Annotated in this window: 23 protein-coding genes; 21 read left to right on the top strand and 2 right to left on the bottom strand. The window is 74.5% G+C overall.

The features are described 5' to 3' along the window. Nucleotide 1: 1 nt before the first annotated feature. Together flgK and flgN are read right to left on the bottom strand one after the other, a co-directional pair. Nucleotides 2-1,498, bottom strand: coding sequence for a flagellar hook-associated protein FlgK (gene flgK, locus BGO37_RS06835; protein WP_291753371.1), 1,497 nt, complete (start codon nt 1,496-1,498; stop codon nt 2-4). 10 nt (nt 1,499-1,508) lie between these two features. After that, nucleotides 1,509-1,991 (bottom strand): flagellar export chaperone FlgN, encoded by a 483-nt coding sequence (flgN, locus tag BGO37_RS06830; RefSeq protein ID WP_291753368.1) that lies wholly within the window; start codon nt 1,989-1,991, stop codon nt 1,509-1,511. A gap of 347 nt (nt 1,992-2,338) precedes the next feature. Between flgN and BGO37_RS06825 the strand changes: the two genes are divergently transcribed. From BGO37_RS06825 to BGO37_RS06725, 21 genes are all read left to right on the top strand, one after another. Continuing rightward, entirely contained in the window at nt 2,339-3,217 is an 879-nt protein-coding gene (locus tag BGO37_RS06825) for a sigma-70 family RNA polymerase sigma factor (RefSeq protein ID WP_291753366.1), read from the top strand. Between the two features lie 101 nt (nt 3,218-3,318). Then, nucleotides 3,319-4,149, top strand: a complete 831-nt coding sequence (locus tag BGO37_RS06820; RefSeq protein ID WP_291753364.1) for a flagellin — start codon at nt 3,319-3,321, stop codon at nt 4,147-4,149. A gap of 156 nt (nt 4,150-4,305) precedes the next feature. Beyond that, on the top strand, nt 4,306-5,736 hold the full coding sequence (gene fliD / locus BGO37_RS06815; RefSeq protein ID WP_291753363.1) for a flagellar filament capping protein FliD: 1,431 nt from the start codon (nt 4,306-4,308) through the stop codon (nt 5,734-5,736). Nucleotides 5,737-5,749: 13 nt separating this feature from the next. Continuing rightward, on the top strand, nt 5,750-6,184 hold the full coding sequence (gene fliS, locus BGO37_RS06810) for a flagellar export chaperone FliS (protein WP_291753361.1): 435 nt from the start codon (nt 5,750-5,752) through the stop codon (nt 6,182-6,184). A gap of 13 nt (nt 6,185-6,197) precedes the next feature. Further along, nucleotides 6,198-6,506 (top strand): hypothetical protein, encoded by a 309-nt coding sequence (locus BGO37_RS06805; protein ID WP_291753359.1) that lies wholly within the window; start codon nt 6,198-6,200, stop codon nt 6,504-6,506. A 192-nt stretch (nt 6,507-6,698) separates the two neighbouring features. After that, complete coding sequence (locus tag BGO37_RS06800; protein ID WP_291753358.1) at nt 6,699-7,046, top strand: flagellar basal body protein; 348 nt, start codon at nt 6,699-6,701, stop codon at nt 7,044-7,046. Further along, entirely contained in the window at nt 7,046-7,444 is a 399-nt protein-coding gene (locus tag BGO37_RS06795; protein ID WP_291753357.1) for a flagellar basal body rod C-terminal domain-containing protein, read from the top strand. The genes BGO37_RS06800 and BGO37_RS06795 overlap by 1 nt, the downstream gene beginning before the upstream one ends. After that, complete coding sequence (locus BGO37_RS06790; RefSeq protein WP_291753355.1) at nt 7,441-7,743, top strand: flagellar hook-basal body complex protein FliE; 303 nt, start codon at nt 7,441-7,443, stop codon at nt 7,741-7,743. Before BGO37_RS06795 ends, BGO37_RS06790 begins: the two co-directional genes overlap by 4 nt. Next, the gene (gene fliF / locus BGO37_RS06785) at nt 7,743-9,341 is read left to right on the top strand and encodes a flagellar basal-body MS-ring/collar protein FliF (RefSeq protein ID WP_291753352.1); all 1,599 of its coding nucleotides are present in this window, start codon (nt 7,743-7,745) and stop codon (nt 9,339-9,341) included. Before BGO37_RS06790 ends, fliF begins: the two co-directional genes overlap by 1 nt. Next, the gene (gene fliG / locus BGO37_RS06780; RefSeq protein WP_291753350.1) at nt 9,338-10,345 is read left to right on the top strand and encodes a flagellar motor switch protein FliG; all 1,008 of its coding nucleotides are present in this window, start codon (nt 9,338-9,340) and stop codon (nt 10,343-10,345) included. The genes fliF and fliG overlap by 4 nt, the downstream gene beginning before the upstream one ends. Continuing rightward, the gene (locus BGO37_RS06775) at nt 10,338-10,967 is read left to right on the top strand and encodes a FliH/SctL family protein (RefSeq protein WP_291753348.1); all 630 of its coding nucleotides are present in this window, start codon (nt 10,338-10,340) and stop codon (nt 10,965-10,967) included. Before fliG ends, BGO37_RS06775 begins: the two co-directional genes overlap by 8 nt. Beyond that, nucleotides 10,964-12,298: a FliI/YscN family ATPase gene (locus BGO37_RS06770; protein WP_291753347.1), complete on the top strand. Its 1,335-nt coding sequence runs from the start codon at nt 10,964-10,966 to the stop codon at nt 12,296-12,298. Before BGO37_RS06775 ends, BGO37_RS06770 begins: the two co-directional genes overlap by 4 nt. Then, complete coding sequence (locus BGO37_RS06765) at nt 12,295-12,714, top strand: flagellar FliJ family protein (RefSeq protein WP_291753345.1); 420 nt, start codon at nt 12,295-12,297, stop codon at nt 12,712-12,714. Before BGO37_RS06770 ends, BGO37_RS06765 begins: the two co-directional genes overlap by 4 nt. 25 nt (nt 12,715-12,739) lie before the next feature. Then, on the top strand, nt 12,740-14,311 hold the full coding sequence (locus tag BGO37_RS06760; protein ID WP_291753343.1) for a flagellar hook-length control protein FliK: 1,572 nt from the start codon (nt 12,740-12,742) through the stop codon (nt 14,309-14,311). 11 nt (nt 14,312-14,322) lie between these two features. Further along, entirely contained in the window at nt 14,323-14,769 is a 447-nt protein-coding gene (locus BGO37_RS06755; protein ID WP_291753340.1) for a flagellar hook capping FlgD N-terminal domain-containing protein, read from the top strand. Nucleotides 14,770-14,796: 27 nt separating this feature from the next. Further along, nucleotides 14,797-16,035 (top strand): flagellar hook protein FlgE, encoded by a 1,239-nt coding sequence (locus tag BGO37_RS06750; RefSeq protein ID WP_291753338.1) that lies wholly within the window; start codon nt 14,797-14,799, stop codon nt 16,033-16,035. Beyond that, on the top strand, nt 16,032-16,856 hold the full coding sequence (locus tag BGO37_RS06745) for a D-alanyl-D-alanine carboxypeptidase family protein (RefSeq protein ID WP_291753335.1): 825 nt from the start codon (nt 16,032-16,034) through the stop codon (nt 16,854-16,856). Before BGO37_RS06750 ends, BGO37_RS06745 begins: the two co-directional genes overlap by 4 nt. 119 nt (nt 16,857-16,975) lie before the next feature. Continuing rightward, entirely contained in the window at nt 16,976-17,293 is a 318-nt protein-coding gene (locus tag BGO37_RS06740) for a flagellar FlbD family protein (RefSeq protein ID WP_291753334.1), read from the top strand. Next, nucleotides 17,293-18,081: a MotA/TolQ/ExbB proton channel family protein gene (locus BGO37_RS06735; protein ID WP_291753333.1), complete on the top strand. Its 789-nt coding sequence runs from the start codon at nt 17,293-17,295 to the stop codon at nt 18,079-18,081. Before BGO37_RS06740 ends, BGO37_RS06735 begins: the two co-directional genes overlap by 1 nt. Then, nucleotides 18,081-18,962 carry a flagellar motor protein MotB gene (locus tag BGO37_RS06730; protein WP_291753331.1) on the top strand — a complete coding sequence of 294 codons (882 nt, stop codon included), beginning with the start codon at nt 18,081-18,083 and terminating at the stop codon, nt 18,960-18,962. Before BGO37_RS06735 ends, BGO37_RS06730 begins: the two co-directional genes overlap by 1 nt. Before the next feature lie 13 nt (nt 18,963-18,975). Further along, nucleotides 18,976-19,509, top strand: coding sequence for a flagellar basal body-associated FliL family protein (locus BGO37_RS06725; protein ID WP_291753329.1), 534 nt, complete (start codon nt 18,976-18,978; stop codon nt 19,507-19,509). The last annotated feature ends 40 nt before the right edge of the window (nt 19,510-19,549 follow it).

Genomic DNA, 19,549 nt, shown 5'->3' with positions numbered 1-19,549 from the left:
GTCACCTCCCGACGAGGCCGGTCTTGTTGATGAGGGTGTCGAGCATGTCGTCGAGGGTGGTGAGGACCCGCGCCGCGGCCTGGTAGGCGCGCTGCGTCGCGATCATGCCGACCGTCTCCTCGTCGGTGTCGACGCTGGCGTTGGCGAGCTGGTCCTGCTCCGCCGACGCCCGCGCGGACTCGGCGACCGAGCTGCGCGAGGTCGCCGCGGCGCTGCGGTTGCCGATCTCCACGACCGCCTTGCCCCACAGCGCGTCGGCACCGGACGTCGAGGTGCCGAGGGCGGCGATCTGCTGGCCGACCGAGGCGTCGTACGCGCCGCCGCCGGGGGCCGCGACGGCGACCTGGTCGGCCGTGCTCAGCGCCACCGAGATCCGGAGCGCGGCCGGGCCCTTGGCCGGGCCGCCGGGGAAGGTGGGGTCGGAGGGGTCGAGCGGGCTGAAGAAGGCGCCGCCCGCGGTGCCGGTGGTCGTCACGGCGCCCGCGTGCAGGGTGTTGACGTCGGTCGCCAGCCGCGTGGCCACCTCGTCGAGCCGCTTGGCCGCCTCGGTGAGGACGCCGCCGGTGCCGGAGTCGTCCGCCGCCGGTGGCGCCAGCACGGTCAGCTGGCCGGCGACGGTGCCGCCGGTGGGGACGACGCGCTTGCCGGGCGTGTCCGCCCACGTCAGGTGGACGTCCTGCGGCGTGATCGGCGTGCCGTCGGTCGCGTACCCCGTCGCCTGGCTGAAGTCCTGCGCGCCGGCCAGGGCCAGGGCGTGGGACGAGCCGCCGAAGACGAGCGCGTCGCCGCCCACGTAGACGTCGACCTGGCCGTCCTGGCGCGTCTGCACGGTGGCTCCGACCAGCCCGGCGAGCTGGGTCAGCGCCTGGTCGCGCTGGTCGGACAGCTCGTTGGCGTTGCCGCCGTTGTTCGTGATGTCGAGGATCCGCTTGTTGAGGTCCGCGACGTTCGTGGCCAGCGTGTTCGTCTGCGTGACGAGGCTCGCCGTCGTCGTGCGCGTGTCGGCCCACTGGGTCGCGATGTTCTGGTACTGCGTGTGGAGCGTCTCCGTCAGCTGACGGGCGTCGTCGAGCAGCACCGACCGCGCGGAGATCGTGTCCGCGGCGTTGGACACGTCGTGCCAGCCGTTCCAGAACGTCTGCAGCTGCGCCGACAGGCCGCTCGCGCCGGGCTCGCCGAGCCTCGACTCCAGCGTCGAGTAGGCGCTGGACAGGGTGGCCAGGGCGGCGGCGCCGGAGGTCTGCGAGCGGAGCTTGGTGTCGAGGAACGGGTCCGCGGACCGGGAGATCCCGGTGACCTGCACACCGGTGCCGACCCCGTTGTTCGTGGCGAACATCGACGCGGACTGCGTGCCCGCCACGGCCCCGAGGTCGGCGCGCTGGCGCGTGTAGCCCGCGGTGTTGGCGTTGGCCACGTTCTGCCCCGCCACGTCCAGCGCGGTGCGCTGCGCGATGAGCGAGGAGAGGGCGGTACTGATGCCGGAGAAGGTGCTGCCCATGGCTGCCCGCTCAGATCGACCGGTCGAGCAGCTGGGCGCCGAGGCTCTCGGTGCGGCGCTGGCCGGTCTCGTCGTAGGTGCGGACGCTGTGCTCGAGCGAGGCGAGCGTCTCCTGGGTGGCGCGGTGCGACAGCGCCAGCAGCTCGCGGTTGTCGTCGGCCATCCGGCCGATCTCGGAGGTCAGCGAGGCGAAGGCGTCCCGGTGCGTGCGCAGCAGCTCGTCCCAGGGCGCGGGTGCGGCGGCGGCCAGCTCGGCGAGCGAGGCGCCGCCGTCCAGCCCCAGGGTCGCGGCGACGGCCTCCGCCTCGACCGCCCGGGCGATCTCCGCCGAGCGGATCTCGTCGAGCACCGACTCGACCTCCCGCGTGGCCTGCGCGAGCCAGCGGCTCCGGCCGGAGGTGAGCACGAGCTGCTCCTCCTCGAGCTTGAACAGCAGCAGCTCGAGGAGCCGGCGTTCGTGCCAGAGCGCCTCGGAGAGACTGTTCAGGGTCATGGACGGGTTCCTCTCGGGGCCCCGGGTGGCGGCCTGCCACGCTACGGCCTGGATGATCGTCTCCCCTATCGGACGCGCGAGCCCGGACTTGACCCGTGCGAGCGGTTTTCGCCAGCCGTCACCTGGTTGCGTCACCCGGACGTGTGCCGCCCAGGGGGTTCAGACAGGCCGTCCAGGATGTGATCTTGGTCACAGCCGGCGCGGCGAGATGTCGGAAGCGTCCCCGCAGTGGGTGATTCGCCCGGCACGGTTGCTGGCCGTCCGTCCGGTTCGCCGGATCGGTCTGTTCCCCAAGGTGAAAGCGCTTTCATCTCAAGCCGGAGACGCGGGCCGACGACGGAGCCCCCATGAGTTCCGCACAGGTCGCAGAGGAGCAGCTGATCCGCGACCACCTTCCTCTCGTCGGGTACCACGTCAGCGAGGTGCTCCACCGCGTCCCGCCCTCGGTCACCCGCGACGAGCTGGTGTCCGCCGGCAGCCTGGCGCTCGTCCTCGCCGCCCGGTCCTACGACGCGCAGTCCGGTGTCCCCTTCGCGCGCTACGCCGCGCTGCGGATCAAGGGCGCCCTCCTCGACGAGCTGCGCTCGATCGACTGGGCGTCCCGCGGGGCACGACGGCGTGCCCGCGAGTACGCCTCCGCGAGCGACCAGCTGCGCGCGTCCCTCGGGCGCCAGCCTGAGCGCGAGGAGATCGCGGCCGCCATGGGGACGGACACCGCCGGCGTGGAGGAGGCGCGGCTCGACGCCGAGCGCCGGGTGCTGCGGCTCGACGCGCCGGGCTCCGTGCTGGCCGACGTCCTGCCCGACCCGAGCGCCAGCCCCGAGGAGCTGGCGCTCGGCAGCGAGCGCGTGCACTGGCTGCGCGCCGCCGTCGGGACGTTGCCGGACCGGCTGCGCGTCGTGGTCGTCGGGCTGTACCTGCAGGACCGCACGATCGCGGACCTGGCGGCCGAGCTCGGGGTGACGGAGTCCCGGATCAGCCAGCTGCGCACCGAGGCGCTCGGGCTGCTGCGGGACGGCATGAACGCCTCGCTCGACCCCGACCTGGTGCCCGCGGCGCAGCGTCCCCAGGGCGTGGCCGAGCGGCGGCGCCGGGCGTACTTCGCGGCCGTGGCGGCCCGTGCGGCCATGCCGGCGGCGAGCACCGCGCCGGTGGTCGACGTTCCGCAGCAGCGTGGGCGCGAGGCGGCGGCGGACCAGCTGCGCCGCCCCCGAGCCACCGCCTGAAATCCGTCGAGGAGAACTCCTCAGACGCCGCCTCGCCCGGGCGATGTGCAAGGCGTGCCCACGGATGGGCCGCATGACCCGCATCAAGGAGGAAGATCACGATGGGTCTCACCGTCAACACCAACCTCGCGGCGCTGAACGCGTACCGCAACCTCTCCACCACGCAGAGCTCGCTGTCCAGCTCGCTCGAGAAGCTGTCCTCGGGCTACCGCATCAACCGCGCCGCTGACGACGCCGCCGGCCTGGCGATCTCCCAGGGCCTGCAGTCGCAGATCGGTGGCCTGACGCAGGCCGCCCGCAACGCGCAGGACGGCATCAACGTCGTGCAGACCGCCGAGGGCGCCATGACCGAGGTCCACTCGATCCTCCAGCGCCTCAACGACCTGGCCGTCCAGGCCGCGAACGACTCGAACGACACGAACGCCCGCGCCGACATCCAGACCGAGGCGGACGGCCTGACGTCGGAGCTCACCCGCATCTCGTCGGCCACGAAGTTCAACGGCAAGGTCCTGCTCGACGGCAGCGCCGGCACCATGAACTTCCAGGTGGGCGCGGACTCCAGCGCCAGCAGCACCATCTCGGTCGACCTGTCGGGCGCCGACGTCTCCGCCTCCGGCCTGGCCGTCAACGCGCTCAAGTTCGACAGCAACACCGACGCCCAGACGTCGCTGACCTCGATCCAGACCGCGATCCAGACGGTCTCGACGGCCCGCGCGAACCTCGGCGCCTCGCAGAACCGCCTGCAGCACACGATCAACAGCGTCAACGTCACGGTCGAGAACCTGACCGCCTCGAAGAGCCAGATCCAGGACACCGACATGGCGTCCGAGATGGTCAACTTCACGCGCAACCAGATCCTCAGCCAGGCCGGCACCGCGATGCTGGCGCAGGCCAACTCCATGCCGCAGAGCATCCTCAAGCTGCTCGGCTGAGCCCGACCCCGGCCGCGGCGACGCCGCGGCCGTCACCCCCGGGCGACACCCCACATCGAGCCCTGGGCATGGCACCGGCGGCGCGCCGTCCCGCGCGCCGCCGGTGCCGCAGTCTCACCCGGCAGCCGCCGGGACGCGTGACCTCGAAGGAGCGAGATGGCAGGGACGTCGAGCGTCAGCGGCCTCGTCAGCGGCCTGGACACGGCGAGCATCATCAGCCAGCTCATGCAGATCGAGGCGCAGCCGCAGCAGGCGCTCAAGACGAAGCAGACGGTCACCCAGAGCCTCGTCACGGCCCTGCAGTCGCTCAACACGAAGGTCGCCTCGCTCGGGAGCGCCGCCACGCGGGCGGCCACGGCCTCGAGCTGGCAGGCGCTCGCCGCATCGTCCTCGGACTCCTCCGTCACCGCCACGGCGACGGGCACGGGGCAGCCGACGGCCCTGACGTTCCGGGTCGACCAGACGGCCCAGAACCAGACCTCCCTCCTCTCGGCCGCCGCCGCGGGCGGCCTGCTGTCCGGCCAGGCCGGGACGCTGACGTTCGTCGGCGCGGGCGGCTCGGTGGTGCCCGTCTCCGTCGCCGCCGGCGCCACGCCGCAACAGGTCGCGGACGCGATCAACGGGGCGTCCGCCGGCGTCTCCGCCGTCGCCATCCAGGTGAGCGGCGGCTACCAGCTCCAGCTCTCCTCGGGCACCAGCGGCGCGGCCGGCGCCTTCCAGGTGTACTCGGGCACCGTCACCAAGGCCGCCGACGGCACGCTCGACACCAGCGCCGCCACGGCGCTGTCGCTGACGACCGTGCGTGCCGCGCAGGACGCGCAGGTCACGCTGTGGCCCGGCGTCATGGGACCCGACGGCCAGCCCATGACCATGACGTCCTCGACGAACACGTTCACGGGCGCGGTGGCCGGCCTGAGCTTCACCGTGAGCCAGCCGACGACGTCCGACGTCACGGTGTCCACGGCGCGCGACGACACCGCGCTGACGAAGCTCGGCTCCGACCTCGTCGGCCAGCTCAACCTGGTGCTCGGCGAGATCACGAGCCAGACCAAGTCCACGTCGACCACGAACGCGGACGGGTCGACGAGCTTGTCGCCGGGGGTGCTGGGCGCCGAGAGCGACGTGATGTTCCTGCAGAACGCCGTCTCGACGGCCGGCTCGGGGGCGGTGACGTACAACGGCGGGCTCGTCTCGCCGTCGAGCGTGGGCATCGTCGTCAACAGCGACGGGACGTTCACGTTCGACCAGAACGCGTTCGCCGCGTCGCTCGCGGCCGACCCCGCGAAGACGCAGGCGGTCGTCACGGCGGTGGCGCAGCGCGTGCAGTCCGTCGCGACCGCGTACTCCGACCCGATCGACGGCCTGCTCACCTCGAACATCACGCAGCAGCAGAGCACCGTGCAGCAGCTCGGCGACCAGATCTCCGAGTGGGATGTGCGCCTCGCGCTGCGCCAGCAGTCCCTGGAGCAGCAGTACTCCGCCATGGAGACGGCGCTGTCGACGCTGCAGTCCCAGTCCTCCTACCTCAGCTCGGTGCTGGGCTCGCTCTCGACGCCCAGCACGTCGAGCTCGTCGAAGTCCTCCTGACGGAAGGCCCCCCGTGGACGACGCGCGTTCCCGCTACCTCGCCGATGCGATCGCGACGGCGAGCCCGGCCCGGCTCCTCACCATGCTGTACGACCGCCTGATCCTCGACCTGTCACGCGCCGAGCGCGAGCTCCTGGACGGCGACCGCGGCGCGGCGGCCCCGTTCGTGGGCCACGCGCAGGAGATCGTCGGCGAGCTGATCGGGATGCTCGACGTGAGCGCGTGGGACGGCGCCGAGGCCCTGCTGTCCGTCTACGGGTTCGTCCTGCGCGAGCTGTTCGCGGCGGGCGCCAGCGGCGACGTGACGCGCGTCGCCTCGTGCCGCGCCCTGCTCGAGCCGCTGTGCCTGGCCTGGCACGAGGCGGCCGACGAGACCGGGCGGGCCGCGATCCCGACGCCGCGCGAGCCGGCGGAGCCGGTCGGCAGCGGCCTGCTCGGCGTGGCCTGAGGCGGCGACCGTCATGGGTGCCGCCGACTGGGACACGGCGTGGAGCCGCGCGCTCGACGAGATGGAGATCGCGGTCCGGGAGGCCGAGGGCCTGCTCGCGGACGCCCACCGCCCGGCGCCGGTGCCGTGGTCGCCCCCCGTCGGCCTGGGCCCGCTGCCGGCGTCGCTCGAGGAGCGCGCCCGCGCGATCCTGGAACGACAGCTGACGGTGGCCCAGGCGCTGTCGACGGCGATGGTGCGCGGGCGGCGCCACCTGCGCGCGCTCGCGAACCTGACGCCCGCCCCGGTGCACCCGCCCGTCTACGTCGACGTCAACGGCTGACGCGGCTCTCCCGCAGGGGGTTCTGTCGGGGCTGTCCGGGTTCGCCTGCTCCCATCGGGTGACGAAGGCTGAGAGGCGCCGACAACCGCTCAGGAAGCCCGGGCACCGTCCGATGGGCGGGCCGAGCAGGGATCGCTCGCCCCGCGGCCACGGATCGGCCGACTGCTGTCGATGTCGGTAGGAGCGTGCCCCTTGGGCGTCTTCGACTCCGTGTCCATGGTGGCGCTCAGCAGCGCCCTGGACGGCCTCGCGGAACGTCAGCGCGTGATCGCGAACAACGTGGCCAACCTCCAGACCCCCGGCTACCACGCGCAGCGCGTCCAGTTCGAGGACGCCCTGACGCAGGCGGTCGCCCACGGCAGCGGGTCGGCCACCGCGACCGTGTCGCGGTCGCTGGAACCCACGCGTGCCGACGGCAACAACGTCAACCTCGACACCGAGACGCTGTCCAACGTCGACACGAACCTGCGCTACCAGCTGGCGACGCAGGCGGTCTCGGCCCAGCTCTCCGGCATCCGCGCGGCGATGAGGACCGTCTGATGACCACCTTCGGAGCGCTCGGCATCGCGGGCAGCGGGCTGACGGTCGACCGGAAGTGGCTCGACGCGGTCAGCGACAACCTGGCGAACATCAGCACGGCGCGGCCGACGTCGCAGGCCGCCTTCGAGGCGCGCTACGTCGTGGCGAGCGAGATGCCGGGCGGCGGCGTGCAGGTGGCCGGCGCGGTGACGTCCGGCAACGCCGCGGGCCGCGTCGTCTACGAGCCCGGCAACCCCCTGGCCGACGCGCAGGGCAACGTGCGCTACCCCGACATCGACATGTCCAGCCAGATGGTCCAGCTGATCATGGCGCAGCGCGGGTACCAGGCGAACGCCGCCGTCGTCGACCGGGCGAAGGACGCCTACGAGGCGGCCCTCAAGATCGGGCAGAACCTGTGAGCATCGCCGCCGTCGCCGGCGTCACCGGCACCGTCCCCGCCCTGCCGTCCCTGCCGACGCAGGCCACCGCGCCCTCGTCGGGCAGCGGCTTCGCCAACGTCCTGTCCGGGGTCGACCAGCTGCAGCAGATGCAGTCGACCGCGGACGGCCTCGCCGTCCAGGCCGTCACCGGGCAGCTCGACGACGTCCACACCTACACCATCGCCGCGGCGCAGGCGTCGCTGGCGATCGAGCTGACCGCCGCCGTCCGCAACCAGGCCGTCAGCGCGTTCGACGAGATCATGAGGATGCAGGCCTGATGCCCCCCCAGGTGCGTACCGCGCTCGACCGCCTCACCGCCGCGGTCCGCCAGTTCTCCCTCGTCCAGCGGTCCTTCCTCGTCGTCGCCGTGGCCGCGGTCGTCGTCGGCGCCGTCGCGCTCGCGGGCTGGCTCGGCCGGCCGACGATGAGCCCGCTGTTCTCCGGCCTCGCGGGCGCCGACGCCAGCGCGATCGTCGACCAGCTGACGAAGGACGGCGTCACCTACCAGCTCGCCGACGGCGGCGGGACGATCCTCGTGCCGCAGGCGAACCTCTACTCCGAGCGCATCGCCATGGCGGCGGCCGGCCTGCCGGCGAATAGCGGCGGCGCCGGGTACTCGCTGCTGGACAAGCTGCCGGTGACGGCCTCGGACTTCCAGCAGCAGACCGCCTACCAGCGCGCCACCGAGGGGGAGCTCGGCAAGACCGTCGAGTCGATCGACGGCGTCGAGGCCGCCACGGTCAAGCTGGCGCTCCCGCAGGACAGCGTCTTCGTCAGCCAGCAGGCCGACCCGACGGCGTCGGTGTTCGTCCGCACGCGGCCGGGCGTGACGCTGACCACCGACCAGGTGCAGGCGATCGTCCACCTGGTCTCCGCCGGGATCCCGAAGATGAAGACGACGGACGTCGCGGTCGTCGACGCCTCCGGGCAGGTGCTGTCGGCCGTCGGCACCGGCACCGCCGGCGGGGCACTCGCCTCGCAGCAGGCCACCGACTACGAGTCGAAGGTCCGGCAGGCCGTGCAGAACCTGCTCGACCCGCTCGTCGGCCCCGGCAAGTCCGCGGTGACGGTGACCGCCCAGCTCAACCAGGACTCGAGCCAGACGACGACGGAGAAGTACTCGGCCCCGACGCCGAGCACGCCGCCGCTCGCCTCGTCCACGAAGTCCGAGCAGTACACGGGCAGCGGCTCCTCGGCGACGGGGGTGCTCGGGCCGGACAACATCGCCGTGCCGAACGGGGGCTCCGGGAACGGCGCCTACAGCTCGACCAGCGCGGACGTGACGAACTCGATCGACAAGCAGACCCAGGTGGTCACGTCGGGCCCGGGCGGCCTCACGCGGCAGTCCGTCTCGGTGGCGGTCGACGCGACCGCGGCGAAGAACCTCGACATGACGGCGCTGACGTCCGCGATCTCCGCGGCCGCCGGCATCGACGCCACCCGCGGCGACACGCTCTCGGTGCAGCGGATGGCGTTCGACACCGCGCGCCAGGACCAGGCGCAGCAGGCGCTGGCCGACGCGGACGCGCAGCGCAAGACGGCCGACCGGAACGCCCTGCTCATGAAGGCCGGGATCGGCGGCGCCGCCCTGCTGCTGGTCATCGTCCTGCTCGTCCTCGGCGGCCGCCGGTCGCGCCGGGTCCGCCGCGAGGCGCTGGACCTCGGCGAGCTCGGCGCTCGTGCCGAGGAGCGGCCGCTGCTCGAGGGTCTCGACGGCCTGCCCGGCCTGCCGGCCGCACCCGGGCCCCAGCCCGAGGACAACCCGCTGCTCGCGCGGCGCCGGGAGATCGAGGCGATGGCCGACGAGCAGCCCACCGAGATCGCCGAGCTGCTCCGGCTCTGGATGTCCGCGCCGAGCGGGGGCAGCCGGCGATGAGCAACGCGGTCCTCACCGGAGCGCAGAAGGCCGCCCTGCTCCTGCTCCAGCTGGGGCGGGACCGGGCCGCGCGCGTGCTCCAGCGGCTCGACGAGTACGAGATCGAGGAGCTCACGGCCGAGATCGTGCGGCTCGAGCACGTCGACCAGGCGCTGGCCGACGAGGTGGTCGACGAGTTCTGGTCCGCGCACACGCTGGGCGTGGGCATCGGCGGCGGCTCGGCGCTCGCCGAGAAGCTGCTCGTCGCCTCGCTCGGCGAGGAGCGGGCGGCCGAGATGATGGGCCGGCTCGAGGCCGTCCTCGCGGGCCAGCCCTTCGACTTCCTGCAGCAGGTGGACGCCCGCCAGATCGTCTCCCTGCTCTCCGGCGAGCACCCGCAGACCGTGGCGCTCGTCCTGGCCCACCTCCGCCCCGAGCACGCCTCGATGGTGCTGGCGGGCCTGCCCCCGGAGGACCAGGCGGCGATCGCGCACCGCATCGCCCTCATGGAACGCGCCTCGCCGGACCTGGTCCAGGTGGTGGCCGAGAGCCTGCAGCGCAAGGCGTCCGCCGTGCTCGCACCGCGCGAGCTGGCCAACGTGGGCGGGGTGCAGCCCCTGGTCGAGATCATCAACCGGGCGGACCCGGCGACCGAGAAGGCCATCCTCGAGGGCCTCGCCGAGCGCGACGAGGAGCTCGCCGAGGAGATCCGCAGCCGGATGTTCGTGTTCGCCGACGTCGTGCTGCTCGAGGACCGGGCGATGCAGCTGGTGCTGCGGCAGGTGGAGACCTCGGTGCTCGCGCTGGCGCTCAAGGGGTCGTCCGACGCCGTCCGCGACGTCGTCATGCGCAACGTCTCCGAACGGGCGCGGGAGAACCTGACCGAGGAGATCGACCTGCTCGGTCCGGTGCGGCTGTCGCAGGTCGAGGACGCCCGCGCGTCGATCGTCCAGGTGATCCGCCGGCTCGAGGAGTCCGGCCAGATCACCATCCGCCGCGACGGCGAGGACGAGTACGTTGCGTGAGGCCGACATCGCCCCGGCGCAGTTCCCCCCGCTGCTGACGGCGGCGGGGGCCATGCGCGCCGACGTGCTGCCGATCGGCTCCGACCCGGAGTCGGCGCGGGCGGCCGGCTTCGCCGCCGGCTTCGCGGCGGGTGCCCGAGCGGCGGCGCGCGCCGCCGAGACGGCCCGGCGCCGGGCTGCGCACGAGCGGGAGCAGGCGGCCCGCCTCGCCGGCGAGCAGCTCGAGGCGGCGCTCGCCGTGCTCGGCGCCGCGGCGCGTGCGGCGCAGGCGCGGGACGTCCCGCTGCTGGCCGAGGCCGAGGCGGCGCTCCACGGTGCCGCGATCTCCCTGGCGGCAACGGTGCTCGGGGTGGAGCTGGCGGACGAGGCGACCGCGTCGGCCGCGGCGCTGGCCCGCGTGCGCGCCGCCGGGCAGATGGCCGACGAGGTCACCGTGCGCCTCAACCCGCGGGACCTCGCGCTGCTGGCCGACCTCGGCGCGGTGCCGGCCGGCGTGGCGCTCGTCGCCGACCCGTCGCTGGGCCGCGGCGAGGCGCTCGCGACGCACGACGAGGGCTGGCTCGACGGCCGGATCGACGAGGCGCTGCGCCGCGCGCGCGCCGCGCTGGACGGCGCCTCGTGACCACCACGCTTGAGGCCGGGCACGGCGCCGCGGCGTGGGACGCGGTGCTGGCCGCCGCACGCCCGCAGCGCGTCGGAACGGTGCGGTCGGCCGTCGGCCTGTCGGTCGAGGTGGCTGGGCTCGACCTGCCGATCGGCGCCGTGGTGGAGATCGGCGACGGCGTGCGGGGCGAGGTCGTCGCCACGTCGGCCGGCGCCGCGCGCTGCATGCCGCTGGGCCCCGCCGAGGGCCTGCGCGCCGGGATGCCGGTGCGCCCGGTCGGAGATGCGCTGCGGGTGCCGGTCGGTCCGGGCCTGCTGGGACGGGTGCTCGACGGCCTCGGACGACCCATCGACGGCAAGGGCCCGGTGCGCGCGCAGGCCTGGGTCGAGGTCGAGAACCGCGCCCCCCATCCCCTCGAGCGGGCGCGCGTCGACACGCCGCTCGACCTCGGGGTGCGGGCGCTGGACACGCTCGTCACGGTCGGCCGGGGCCAGCGGCTGGGGCTGTTCGCTGGGTCGGGCGTCGGCAAGTCGTCGCTGCTGTCGATGATCGCGCGGGGCACGCAGGCGGAGGTCTCCGTCATCGCGCTGGTCGGCGAGCGTGGCCGGGAGGTGCGCGAGTTCCTCGAGGACGACCTCGGGCCGGAGGGCCTCGCGCGCTCCGTGATCGTCGTCGCCACGTCGGACGCCCCGCCGCTGGTGCGGCTGCGGTCGGCCTTCGTCGCCACCCGCATCGCCGAGCACCTCCGGGACGAGGGCCGCCACGCGGTGCTGATGATGGACTCCCTCACCCGCGTCGCGATGGCGCAGCGCGAGGTGGGGCTCTCGGTGGGCGAGCCGCCGGCGACCCGCGGCTACCCGCCGAGCACGTTCGCCCTGCTCGCGCGGCTGCTCGAGCGCGCCGGCACCGGGCCCACCGGCTCCGTGACGGGGCTGTACACGGTCCTGGTCGACGGGGACGACCACAACGAGCCGATCGCCGACGCGGCGCGCTCGATCCTCGACGGCCACGTGGTGCTGCAGCGGCGGCTCGCGGTGGCGGGCCACTTCCCGTCCGTCGACGTGCTCGGGTCGATCAGCCGGGTGGCGGGGCGTGTCGTCACGCGGGAGCAGGCGGCCTGCGCGCAGCGGCTGCGATCGGTCCTGGCGGCGCGCGCGGAGGTGGCGGACCTCGTCGACGTCGGCGCGTACGTCGCCGGCTCGAACCCGCTCGTGGACACGGCGCTCGCGCACGCGGGCGCGATCGAGGCCTTCCTGCGCCAGGGGATGGACGAGCAGGCGCCGGCCGACGAGTCGTGGACCCGGCTCGCCGAGCTGGTGCGGACCCTCGACGAGGGGGTCCCGCGATGAACGTGTTCGGGCTCGGCGGCCTGCTGCGGCTGCGCGCGCTGCGGGAGGACGAGGCGGCCGTCGCGCTCGGTGCCGCCGAGCGCGACGTGGCCAGGGCCAGGGACAGGGCGCGGACGACCGCCGAGCGCCTGGCGGGCTCGACGCTGCCCGGGTCGGCCGACGGTGCGACCTTCCTCGCCGCCGCGGCGAGCAGGTTGAGCCTGTCGTCGCTGCTCGTCGAGGACACCGACCGCCTGCGGGAGGCCCGTGGCGTGGCGGCCGAGCGGCGCGAGCACTGGTCCCACGCGCGGCAGGACGAGCGGGCCGTCGAGCTGCTCGAGGAGCACCACGAGGAACGGGTGCGCGTCGAGGAGCTGCGGGCCGAGCAGGTGGTGCTCGACGAGGTCGCCGGGCGCCGGCGCGAGGAGGAGCGATGAGCGCGACGAGCCGGGAGGCGACGCGATGAGCGCGGTGACCGCGGTGCTGACGGCGCCGGCCTCGGCGCAGCCTCGACCGGAGGCGGCGACGGGTACCGGCGACGCCTTCGACCAGGCGTTCCGGCGGCAGCTGGACCGGGCCGTGCTGCCCGACGAGGCGGCGCGGACCGGCGCGGGGCAGCGGGCCGACGACCGGTCGGCGCAGGCCGACCGGGCGGACCGTGCCGCCCGCGCCGACGACGCGCGCCAGGACCGGACGGGGCGTGCCGCGGGCGCCGACCGCACCGCGCAGGACCGCAGCGACCGGGCCCGTGCCGACCGCCTGGACCGGGACCGCGCCGCGCACGCCGACCGGGCGGACCGCCGGCAGGCGGCCCGGGCCGCGCGTGCCGACGAGCCCGGCACGGACCGTGCGGCGGCGGCGCGACGGGACGACTCCGGTGCAGGTTCGACCCGCTCGGCCGAGCGCGGCGACGCCACGGCGACGAGCGCCGCAGCGAACGGCGCGACGAACGGCGTGCCGAACGGCGTGCCGAACGGCGTGGCGGGCCCCGGCACGCCCGGCGAGGCGGCCGCGCAGGTCGCGGGCGACGCGGCGCGGGCGGCGCTCGCGCTCGGTGCGGCGGGGACGTCGACACCGGCCGCCGGCGCGGTGACGGCGGTCGGCGCGAGCAACCCCGGCGCCACCGCGGTCGCCGGGTCCGGCTCGGCCCTCGAGCCGACCGCCACCGGCGTGCCGACCGTCGACCCCCGGGCCGGCGTCACGGCCGGCACCGAGCACGCCGGCGGGGCGGGCGGTGCCCTGGCGCCGGCGGTCCAGCACGCGGGTGTCAGCACGGGCGCGCCCGGGCCGGCCGCGGCCGGCTCCCAGGGCGGCCTCGCCGGTGCTGCGGCCGTTGCGGGCCCGGTGACCGGCGCACGCGCCGCCGCCGACGCCACCGCCCAGCCTTCGTCGTCGGGCCCCGCTGCCGTCGGTGCTGGCGCGAGCGGCGGGTCCACCCCGGCCACCGGCCGGACCCCGGCCGCGGAGGGCGGCACGCCCGCCGGGCCGGCCCCGGTCGCCGGCGCGGCGACGGCCGTCCCCGGGTTCGTCGTGCCGACCGACCGTGCCGGCGCGCCGGCCCCGGCGAGCGCTCCGACCGGCCCGGGCGCCCCCGCGCCGTCCGTGCCGATCGCCGACCAGCTCGGCGCGCGCCTGCGCTCGCTCACCGGCCTCGCGGCGGGCCGACACGTGCTCTCCGTCCCGCTCGACCCCGAGCACCTGGGACCCGTGCGGGTGGTCGCGCACATCACGGCGGACGCCGTCCGGGTCGACCTGGTCGGCGCGAGCGACGCGTCCCGCGACGCCCTGCGCGGCGCGCTCGGCGACCTGCGCCGCGACCTGGCGGACGCCGGCCTCAACGTCCAGGTGGGGCTGGGCGGCTCGGGTGCCGGCCAGGACGGCCCGCAGCAGGGGTCGGGCTCGCCCGCGGGTGACGGCGGCGCGCGGTCGTCGTCGGCCCTGCCCGGCACACCGGACCGACCGACCGCCCGCCCGGCGACCGGACCCACCCCCGACCGGCCGGCGCGCCGGTCCGGCCTCGACGTGATCGCCTGAAGGAGGCGCGCATGAGCACGGACATGTCCATCCCCGTCTCGTACCTGACGTCGGACCGCACCGCGGCCACGTCGGGCACGGCCGCCGCGCTGGGTGCCCCGACCGACAAGACCCAGCTCGACAACCAGGGCTTCCTCAAGCTGCTCATCGCGCAGCTCGACAACCAGGACCCGTCGAGCCCCACGGACTCGACGACGATCCTCACGCAGACGACGCAGCTCGCCCAGATGCAGAGCCTCGAGGAGCAGATCACCACCGCGCGCGAGTCGTTCGCGCTGCAGATGCGCGAGACGGCCGCCACCTTCGTCGGACGCCAGGTCACCTGGGCGGACGCCGACGGCAAGACCCAGTCCGGCGTCGTCGCCTCCGTCGACTACTCCGGCAGCGTCCCGCTGCTCAAGGTCGGCACCACCGACGTGGCGCTCGACGCCGTCCAGACCCTCGCCCCGGCCGACTGACCCCCCACCCCAGGAAGGGAAACCCCCATGCTCCGCTCGCTCTTCTCCGGCATCAGCGGCCTGCGCAGCCACCAGACGATGCTCGACGTCACCGGCAACAACATCGCGAACGTCAACACCACCGGCTTCAAGTCGTCGCAGATCCAGTTCCAGGACACCCTCAGCCAGGTCCTCAGCAACGCGGGCGGCGCCCAGAACGGCCAGGGCGGCACGAACCCCGCGCAGGTCGGCCTGGGCGTGCGCGTCGCCGGCATCACGACGAACTTCACGCAGGGCGCCAGCCAGCTGACCGGCCGCAGCACCGACATGATGATCCAGGGCGACGGCTTCTTCGCGGTGCGCAAGGGCGCGGAGACGTACTACACGCGCGACGGCTCCTTCGACTTCGACGCCACCGGGCAGATGGTGCTCCCGGGCGACGGGGCCCTGGTCCAGGGCTGGGCCGCCGTGAACGGCGTCATCGACACCACGGCGCCGCTCACCGACCTCAAGGTCCCCGCGGGCACGCTGATGGCCGCGCAGGCCACCGGGACGGCCACGTTCCAGGGGAACCTGGACTCCGGCGCCGCGCCGGGCACGGCGATCACGCGCTCGCTCACCGTCTACAACGCGACCGGCGAGGCGAGCACGCTCAACCTGACGTTCACCAAGGGCGCCGCCACCGGCGACCCCTGGACGCTGGCCGGCTCGCTGGTCGCGGCCGACGGCACGACGACGGCCACCGTCACCTACAACCCGGCGCCGGCGGCGCCGGCGGTCGCGGGCGAGGTCGACTTCGACCCGGCGACCGGCGCGCTGACCTCGCCCGGCACCCTCACGGTCGGCGGCATCGCGGTGGACCTGTCGACGCTGACCGGCTTCTCGGGCGTGGACACCGTCAAGGGCCTGACGCAGGACGGCCACGCGGCGGGCACGCTGCAGTCGTTCCAGCTCGGCCAGGACGGCACCATCACCGGCGCGTTCAGCAACGGCCTCAAGCAGGTGATCGGGCGCCTCGCGATGGCCAACTTCACCAACCCGGCCGGGTTGGAGAAGGCCGGCGGCTCCCTGTTCACCACCACCGTCAACTCCGGCACCATCCAGCTCGGCACCCCCGGCAGCGGCGGGCGCGGCACGCTCGCGGGCGGCTCGCTCGAGATGAGCAACGTCGACCTGTCGAGCGAGTTCACCAACCTCATCGTCGCCCAGCGCGGCTTCCAGGCGAACGCGCGCGTCATCACGACGTCCGACCAGGTGCTCCAGGAGCTGGTCGACCTCAAGCGGTGAGCATCGACGCGATCTCCTCCATCGGCCTGCGCATCGCGCAGATCCAGTCGCTGGTGGCCGACCCGGCCGCGGCCACGTCGTCCTCGTCGGCCACGTCCTCCTCCTCGTCGCCCGCGGCGTCCGCCTCGGGAGCCGGCTTCGCGGCCGCGCTCGCCCAAGCGCTCGCCGCGGGCGCGGGCGGCACGACGAGCACCGACGCGACGTCGTCGCTCCTCGGCGGCCTGGGCAGCCTGGGCCTGTCGGGCTCGTCGGGCACCGGGCTGGCGGACCTGTCCGCGCTGGGCCTGTCCGGCTCGGGCGGCTCGGTCACGGGCGGCACCGCCGCCCTCCTGGCCGCGCTCGGCCTGTCGGGCTCGTCGGGCGCCGCGTCGGCGACCGTGGGGGCCGCCGGCACGGCGAGCGCCGGGCTGCTCAACGCCGCGGGCGTCCCGGCGACGCTGGCCGCCTACGGCAACGGGCACATCCCGGCCGCGGCGCTCGCCCCGGTCGGCACCACCGGGTCCCGGATGTGGCAGCCGGCCGCCCAGGCCCTGACGGACCTCATCGCCGCGGCCAAGGCCGACGGTGTGACGGTCGGCGTCACCGAGGGCTACCGGCCGTACGACGAGCAGGTCGCGCTCGCCAAGAGCAAGGGCCTGTACTCGCAGGGCGGCCTGGCCGCCGAGCCCGGCACGAGCGAGCACGGCTGGGGCATGGCCGCCGACCTCAGGCTCGACCCGACCGCGCAGGCCTGGATGACGGCGAACGCGCGCCGGTTCGGGTTCGTCGCCGACGTGCCCCGGGAGTCGTGGCACTGGGCATACCGCCCGTCCGGCGCGTAGCGGGCGGCGCGAACCCCTCAGCGCCGGGCCGTACCGGCCGATCAGAGGAGTCGAAGGGCTCACGGATGGGCCCCGGGCGGCACCGCCGCCCAACCGCACGGACCAGGGATGGTGCCGCCGTGATCGTCGTGTCGCGCCTCAACGGGGGGATGTTCGGGGTCAACCCCGACCTGATCCAGCGTGTCGAGAGTGCCCCCGACACGATCCTCACCCTCATCGACGGCACCAAGCTCATCGTCGCGGAGTCGATGGACGAGGTGATCGCCCGGGTCAACGAGCACCGGGCGCGCATCCTGGCCCGCTCGCGCGACCTGCAGACCATGTCGGCCGACGCGGTGCACGCCATCCCGGGCCTCGACCCGGTCGAGGGCGACGACGACCCGGACCCCGAGGACCCCCCGACCGCCGCCAGCGGCCAGCTGAGGAGGGTCCGCTGATGGACTTCGCGGGACCCATCGGCCTGGTGGTCGCGTTCGTCGTCATCTTCGTCGTCATGATCATCGAGGGGACCTCGCCGACGGCGGTGTTCCTGCCCGGCCCGCTGCTGCTGGTGTGGGTGACCACGCTGGCGGTCGGCCTCGCCGGCCACACGCTCAAGGACGCCAAGGGCGCCTTCGCGGCGGTGCCGCGCGCGCTGCGCGGCCGGCTGCCCCAGCCCGACGTCGTCATCGACACCCTCGTCAAGCTGGCGGACAAGGCGCGCCGCGAGGGCCTGCTCGCCCTCGAGGACGCCACCCGCAGCATCGAGGACCCGTTCCTGCGCAACGGGCTGCAGTCGGCGATCGACGGCACCGACCCTGAGGACCTCCGCGAGATCCTCGAGGACCGGATCGGCTCCAAGCGCACGCAGGACAGGGTCGCGGCGAAGTACTTCGCGGACATGGGCGGCTACGCCCCGACGGTCGGCATCATCGGCACCGTCATCTCGCTGGTGCACGTCCTGGAGAACCTCAGCGAGCCGGCGGCGCTCGGCGAGAACATCGCGGCGGCGTTCGTCGCGACCCTGTGGGGCCTGCTCTCGGCGAACGTCGTCTGGCTCCCGTTGGCCACCCGGATCCGGCGGCTGTCCGACCTCGAGTGCGCCCAGATGGAGCTGGCGCTCGAGGGCCTGCTGGCGGTCCAGGCCGGGGCCAACCCGCGGCTGGTCGGCGAGCGGCTGCGCAGCCTGCTGCCGGCCGACGACGCCCGCGACGGAAAGCGCGACGCGAAGAAGGCGGCCGCCTGATGGCCGCGCGACGCCGGCGCAAGCACGTGGAGGAGGAGGAGCACGGCAACCACGAGCGCTGGATGGTCAGCTACTCCGACATGCTCACCGTGATGATGGGGCTGTTCATCGTGCTGTACGCGATGGGCCAGGTCGACATGCAGAAGTTCCAGGCGCTGCGCGCCTCGCTGGCGGCCAGCTTCGGCCACCAGGCGGTCCTCACCGGCTCCGACGGCGTGCTCACCTCGAGCCAGAACGTCGCGCAGGACGAGAAGCAGACGACCACCCCGTCCCAGGCGTTCGACCCGGTCACGGCGAACGTCGGGCTGGGGGTCGCCGCAGGCACGCAGCCGTCGGTCGACGCGGGGGTGCTGTCGGCGGCACGCCAGGAGGCCACGCGGCTCGAGGGTGTGCAGCAGCAGATCCAGCAGCAGCTGGACGCCGCCGGGCTCGGCTCGGCCGTCCAGATGCGGATCACCGACCGCGGGCTGGTCATCGGGCTGGTGGCCGACGACGTCTTCTTCGCCCCCGCCTCCGCGCAGCTGACCGCGACGGCGCTGCGGGTGCTCGACGCCATCGCGCCGGCGATCACCGCCCTGCCCGACGAGATCTCCGTCGAGGGTCACGCCAACGTGCTGCCGGTCAGCGGGCGCTACCCGACGAACTGGGAGCTGTCCGCCGACCGCGCCACGCAGGTGCTCCGCCACTTCGTCGAGACGAACGGGCTGCCGGCGAACCGGGTCGACGCAGTCGGCTTCGGCGATGCGCGGCCGGTGGCCGACGCGACGGGCGACCAGGCGCTGACCATGAACCGGCGGGTCGACGTCGTCGTCCTCTCGGCGGCCTCGGACCAGGTCCGCGCGCTGGTGCCGGGCATCGTCGGCACGGACCAGGGCAAGTGAGGAGGGGGGAGCCATGGTCGAGCAACGGGTGATCGGGCAGAAGATCGGGGCGCGTCCGGCCGCGGCGGCGCCCGCCGCCGAGCGGAGCACCGAGGCGCCACCGGCGGGCGAGAAGCCGGGCAAGAAGCCGCGGCGCAGGCTCGTCCTGATCGTCGCCGTGCTGGCCGTCCTGGTCGCCGCCGGCGCGGGCTGGTACTTCCTGCTCGGCCCGGGCCACGCCGGCGCCGCGGCCGCGCCGGAACCGAAGCCGACGCCCACGCCCGTCGCGGGGCAGGTGGTGGCCGTCGACGCCGTCAGCGTCAACCTCGCCGGAGGGCACTACCTGCGGCTCGGGCTGGCGATCCAGCTGAGCGATGCCGTGAAGACGTCGCCGAACACCTCGCGGGCGCTCGACCTGGCGATCGCCCTGTACAGCGGCAGGTCCGTCGACGAGGTCTCCGCGCCGGCGACGCGGGACCAGCTCAAGTCGCAGCTGCTGCAGCAGCTCCAGCAGGCCTACGGCCCGGAGGTGATGGACGTCTACCTGACCGACTACGTGACGCAGTAGCACACTGCACCCCTTGATTTCGCTCAGGACCGGGCGCGGC

Source organism: Cellulomonas sp. 73-92 (assembly GCF_001898175.1).
Classification (GTDB): domain Bacteria; phylum Actinomycetota; class Actinomycetes; order Actinomycetales; family Cellulomonadaceae; genus Cellulomonas.
Note: the sequence above shows the minus strand (reverse complement) of the source record. Positions and strands in the feature narration are given on the sequence as shown.

What these genes read in the sequence shown, in the direction of transcription:
- flgK (WP_291753371.1), bottom strand. Translation starts at nt 1,498, where the DNA reads ATGGGCAGCACCTTCTCCGGCATCAGTACCGCCCTCTCCTCGCTCATC.
- flgN (WP_291753368.1), bottom strand. Translation starts at nt 1,991, where the DNA reads ATGACCCTGAACAGTCTCTCCGAGGCGCTCTGGCACGAACGCCGGCTC.
- BGO37_RS06825 (WP_291753366.1), top strand. Translation starts at nt 2,339, where the DNA reads ATGAGTTCCGCACAGGTCGCAGAGGAGCAGCTGATCCGCGACCACCTT.
- BGO37_RS06820 (WP_291753364.1), top strand. Translation starts at nt 3,319, where the DNA reads ATGGGTCTCACCGTCAACACCAACCTCGCGGCGCTGAACGCGTACCGC.
- fliD (WP_291753363.1), top strand. Translation starts at nt 4,306, where the DNA reads ATGGCAGGGACGTCGAGCGTCAGCGGCCTCGTCAGCGGCCTGGACACG.
- BGO37_RS06805 (WP_291753359.1), top strand. Translation starts at nt 6,198, where the DNA reads ATGGGTGCCGCCGACTGGGACACGGCGTGGAGCCGCGCGCTCGACGAG.
- BGO37_RS06795 (WP_291753357.1), top strand. Translation starts at nt 7,046, where the DNA reads ATGACCACCTTCGGAGCGCTCGGCATCGCGGGCAGCGGGCTGACGGTC.
- fliF (WP_291753352.1), top strand. Translation starts at nt 7,743, where the DNA reads ATGCCCCCCCAGGTGCGTACCGCGCTCGACCGCCTCACCGCCGCGGTC.
- fliG (WP_291753350.1), top strand. Translation starts at nt 9,338, where the DNA reads ATGAGCAACGCGGTCCTCACCGGAGCGCAGAAGGCCGCCCTGCTCCTG.
- BGO37_RS06765 (WP_291753345.1), top strand. Translation starts at nt 12,295, where the DNA reads ATGAACGTGTTCGGGCTCGGCGGCCTGCTGCGGCTGCGCGCGCTGCGG.
- BGO37_RS06760 (WP_291753343.1), top strand. Translation starts at nt 12,740, where the DNA reads ATGAGCGCGGTGACCGCGGTGCTGACGGCGCCGGCCTCGGCGCAGCCT.
- BGO37_RS06755 (WP_291753340.1), top strand. Translation starts at nt 14,323, where the DNA reads ATGAGCACGGACATGTCCATCCCCGTCTCGTACCTGACGTCGGACCGC.
- BGO37_RS06750 (WP_291753338.1), top strand. Translation starts at nt 14,797, where the DNA reads ATGCTCCGCTCGCTCTTCTCCGGCATCAGCGGCCTGCGCAGCCACCAG.
- BGO37_RS06735 (WP_291753333.1), top strand. Translation starts at nt 17,293, where the DNA reads ATGGACTTCGCGGGACCCATCGGCCTGGTGGTCGCGTTCGTCGTCATC.
- BGO37_RS06730 (WP_291753331.1), top strand. Translation starts at nt 18,081, where the DNA reads ATGGCCGCGCGACGCCGGCGCAAGCACGTGGAGGAGGAGGAGCACGGC.
- BGO37_RS06725 (WP_291753329.1), top strand. Translation starts at nt 18,976, where the DNA reads ATGGTCGAGCAACGGGTGATCGGGCAGAAGATCGGGGCGCGTCCGGCC.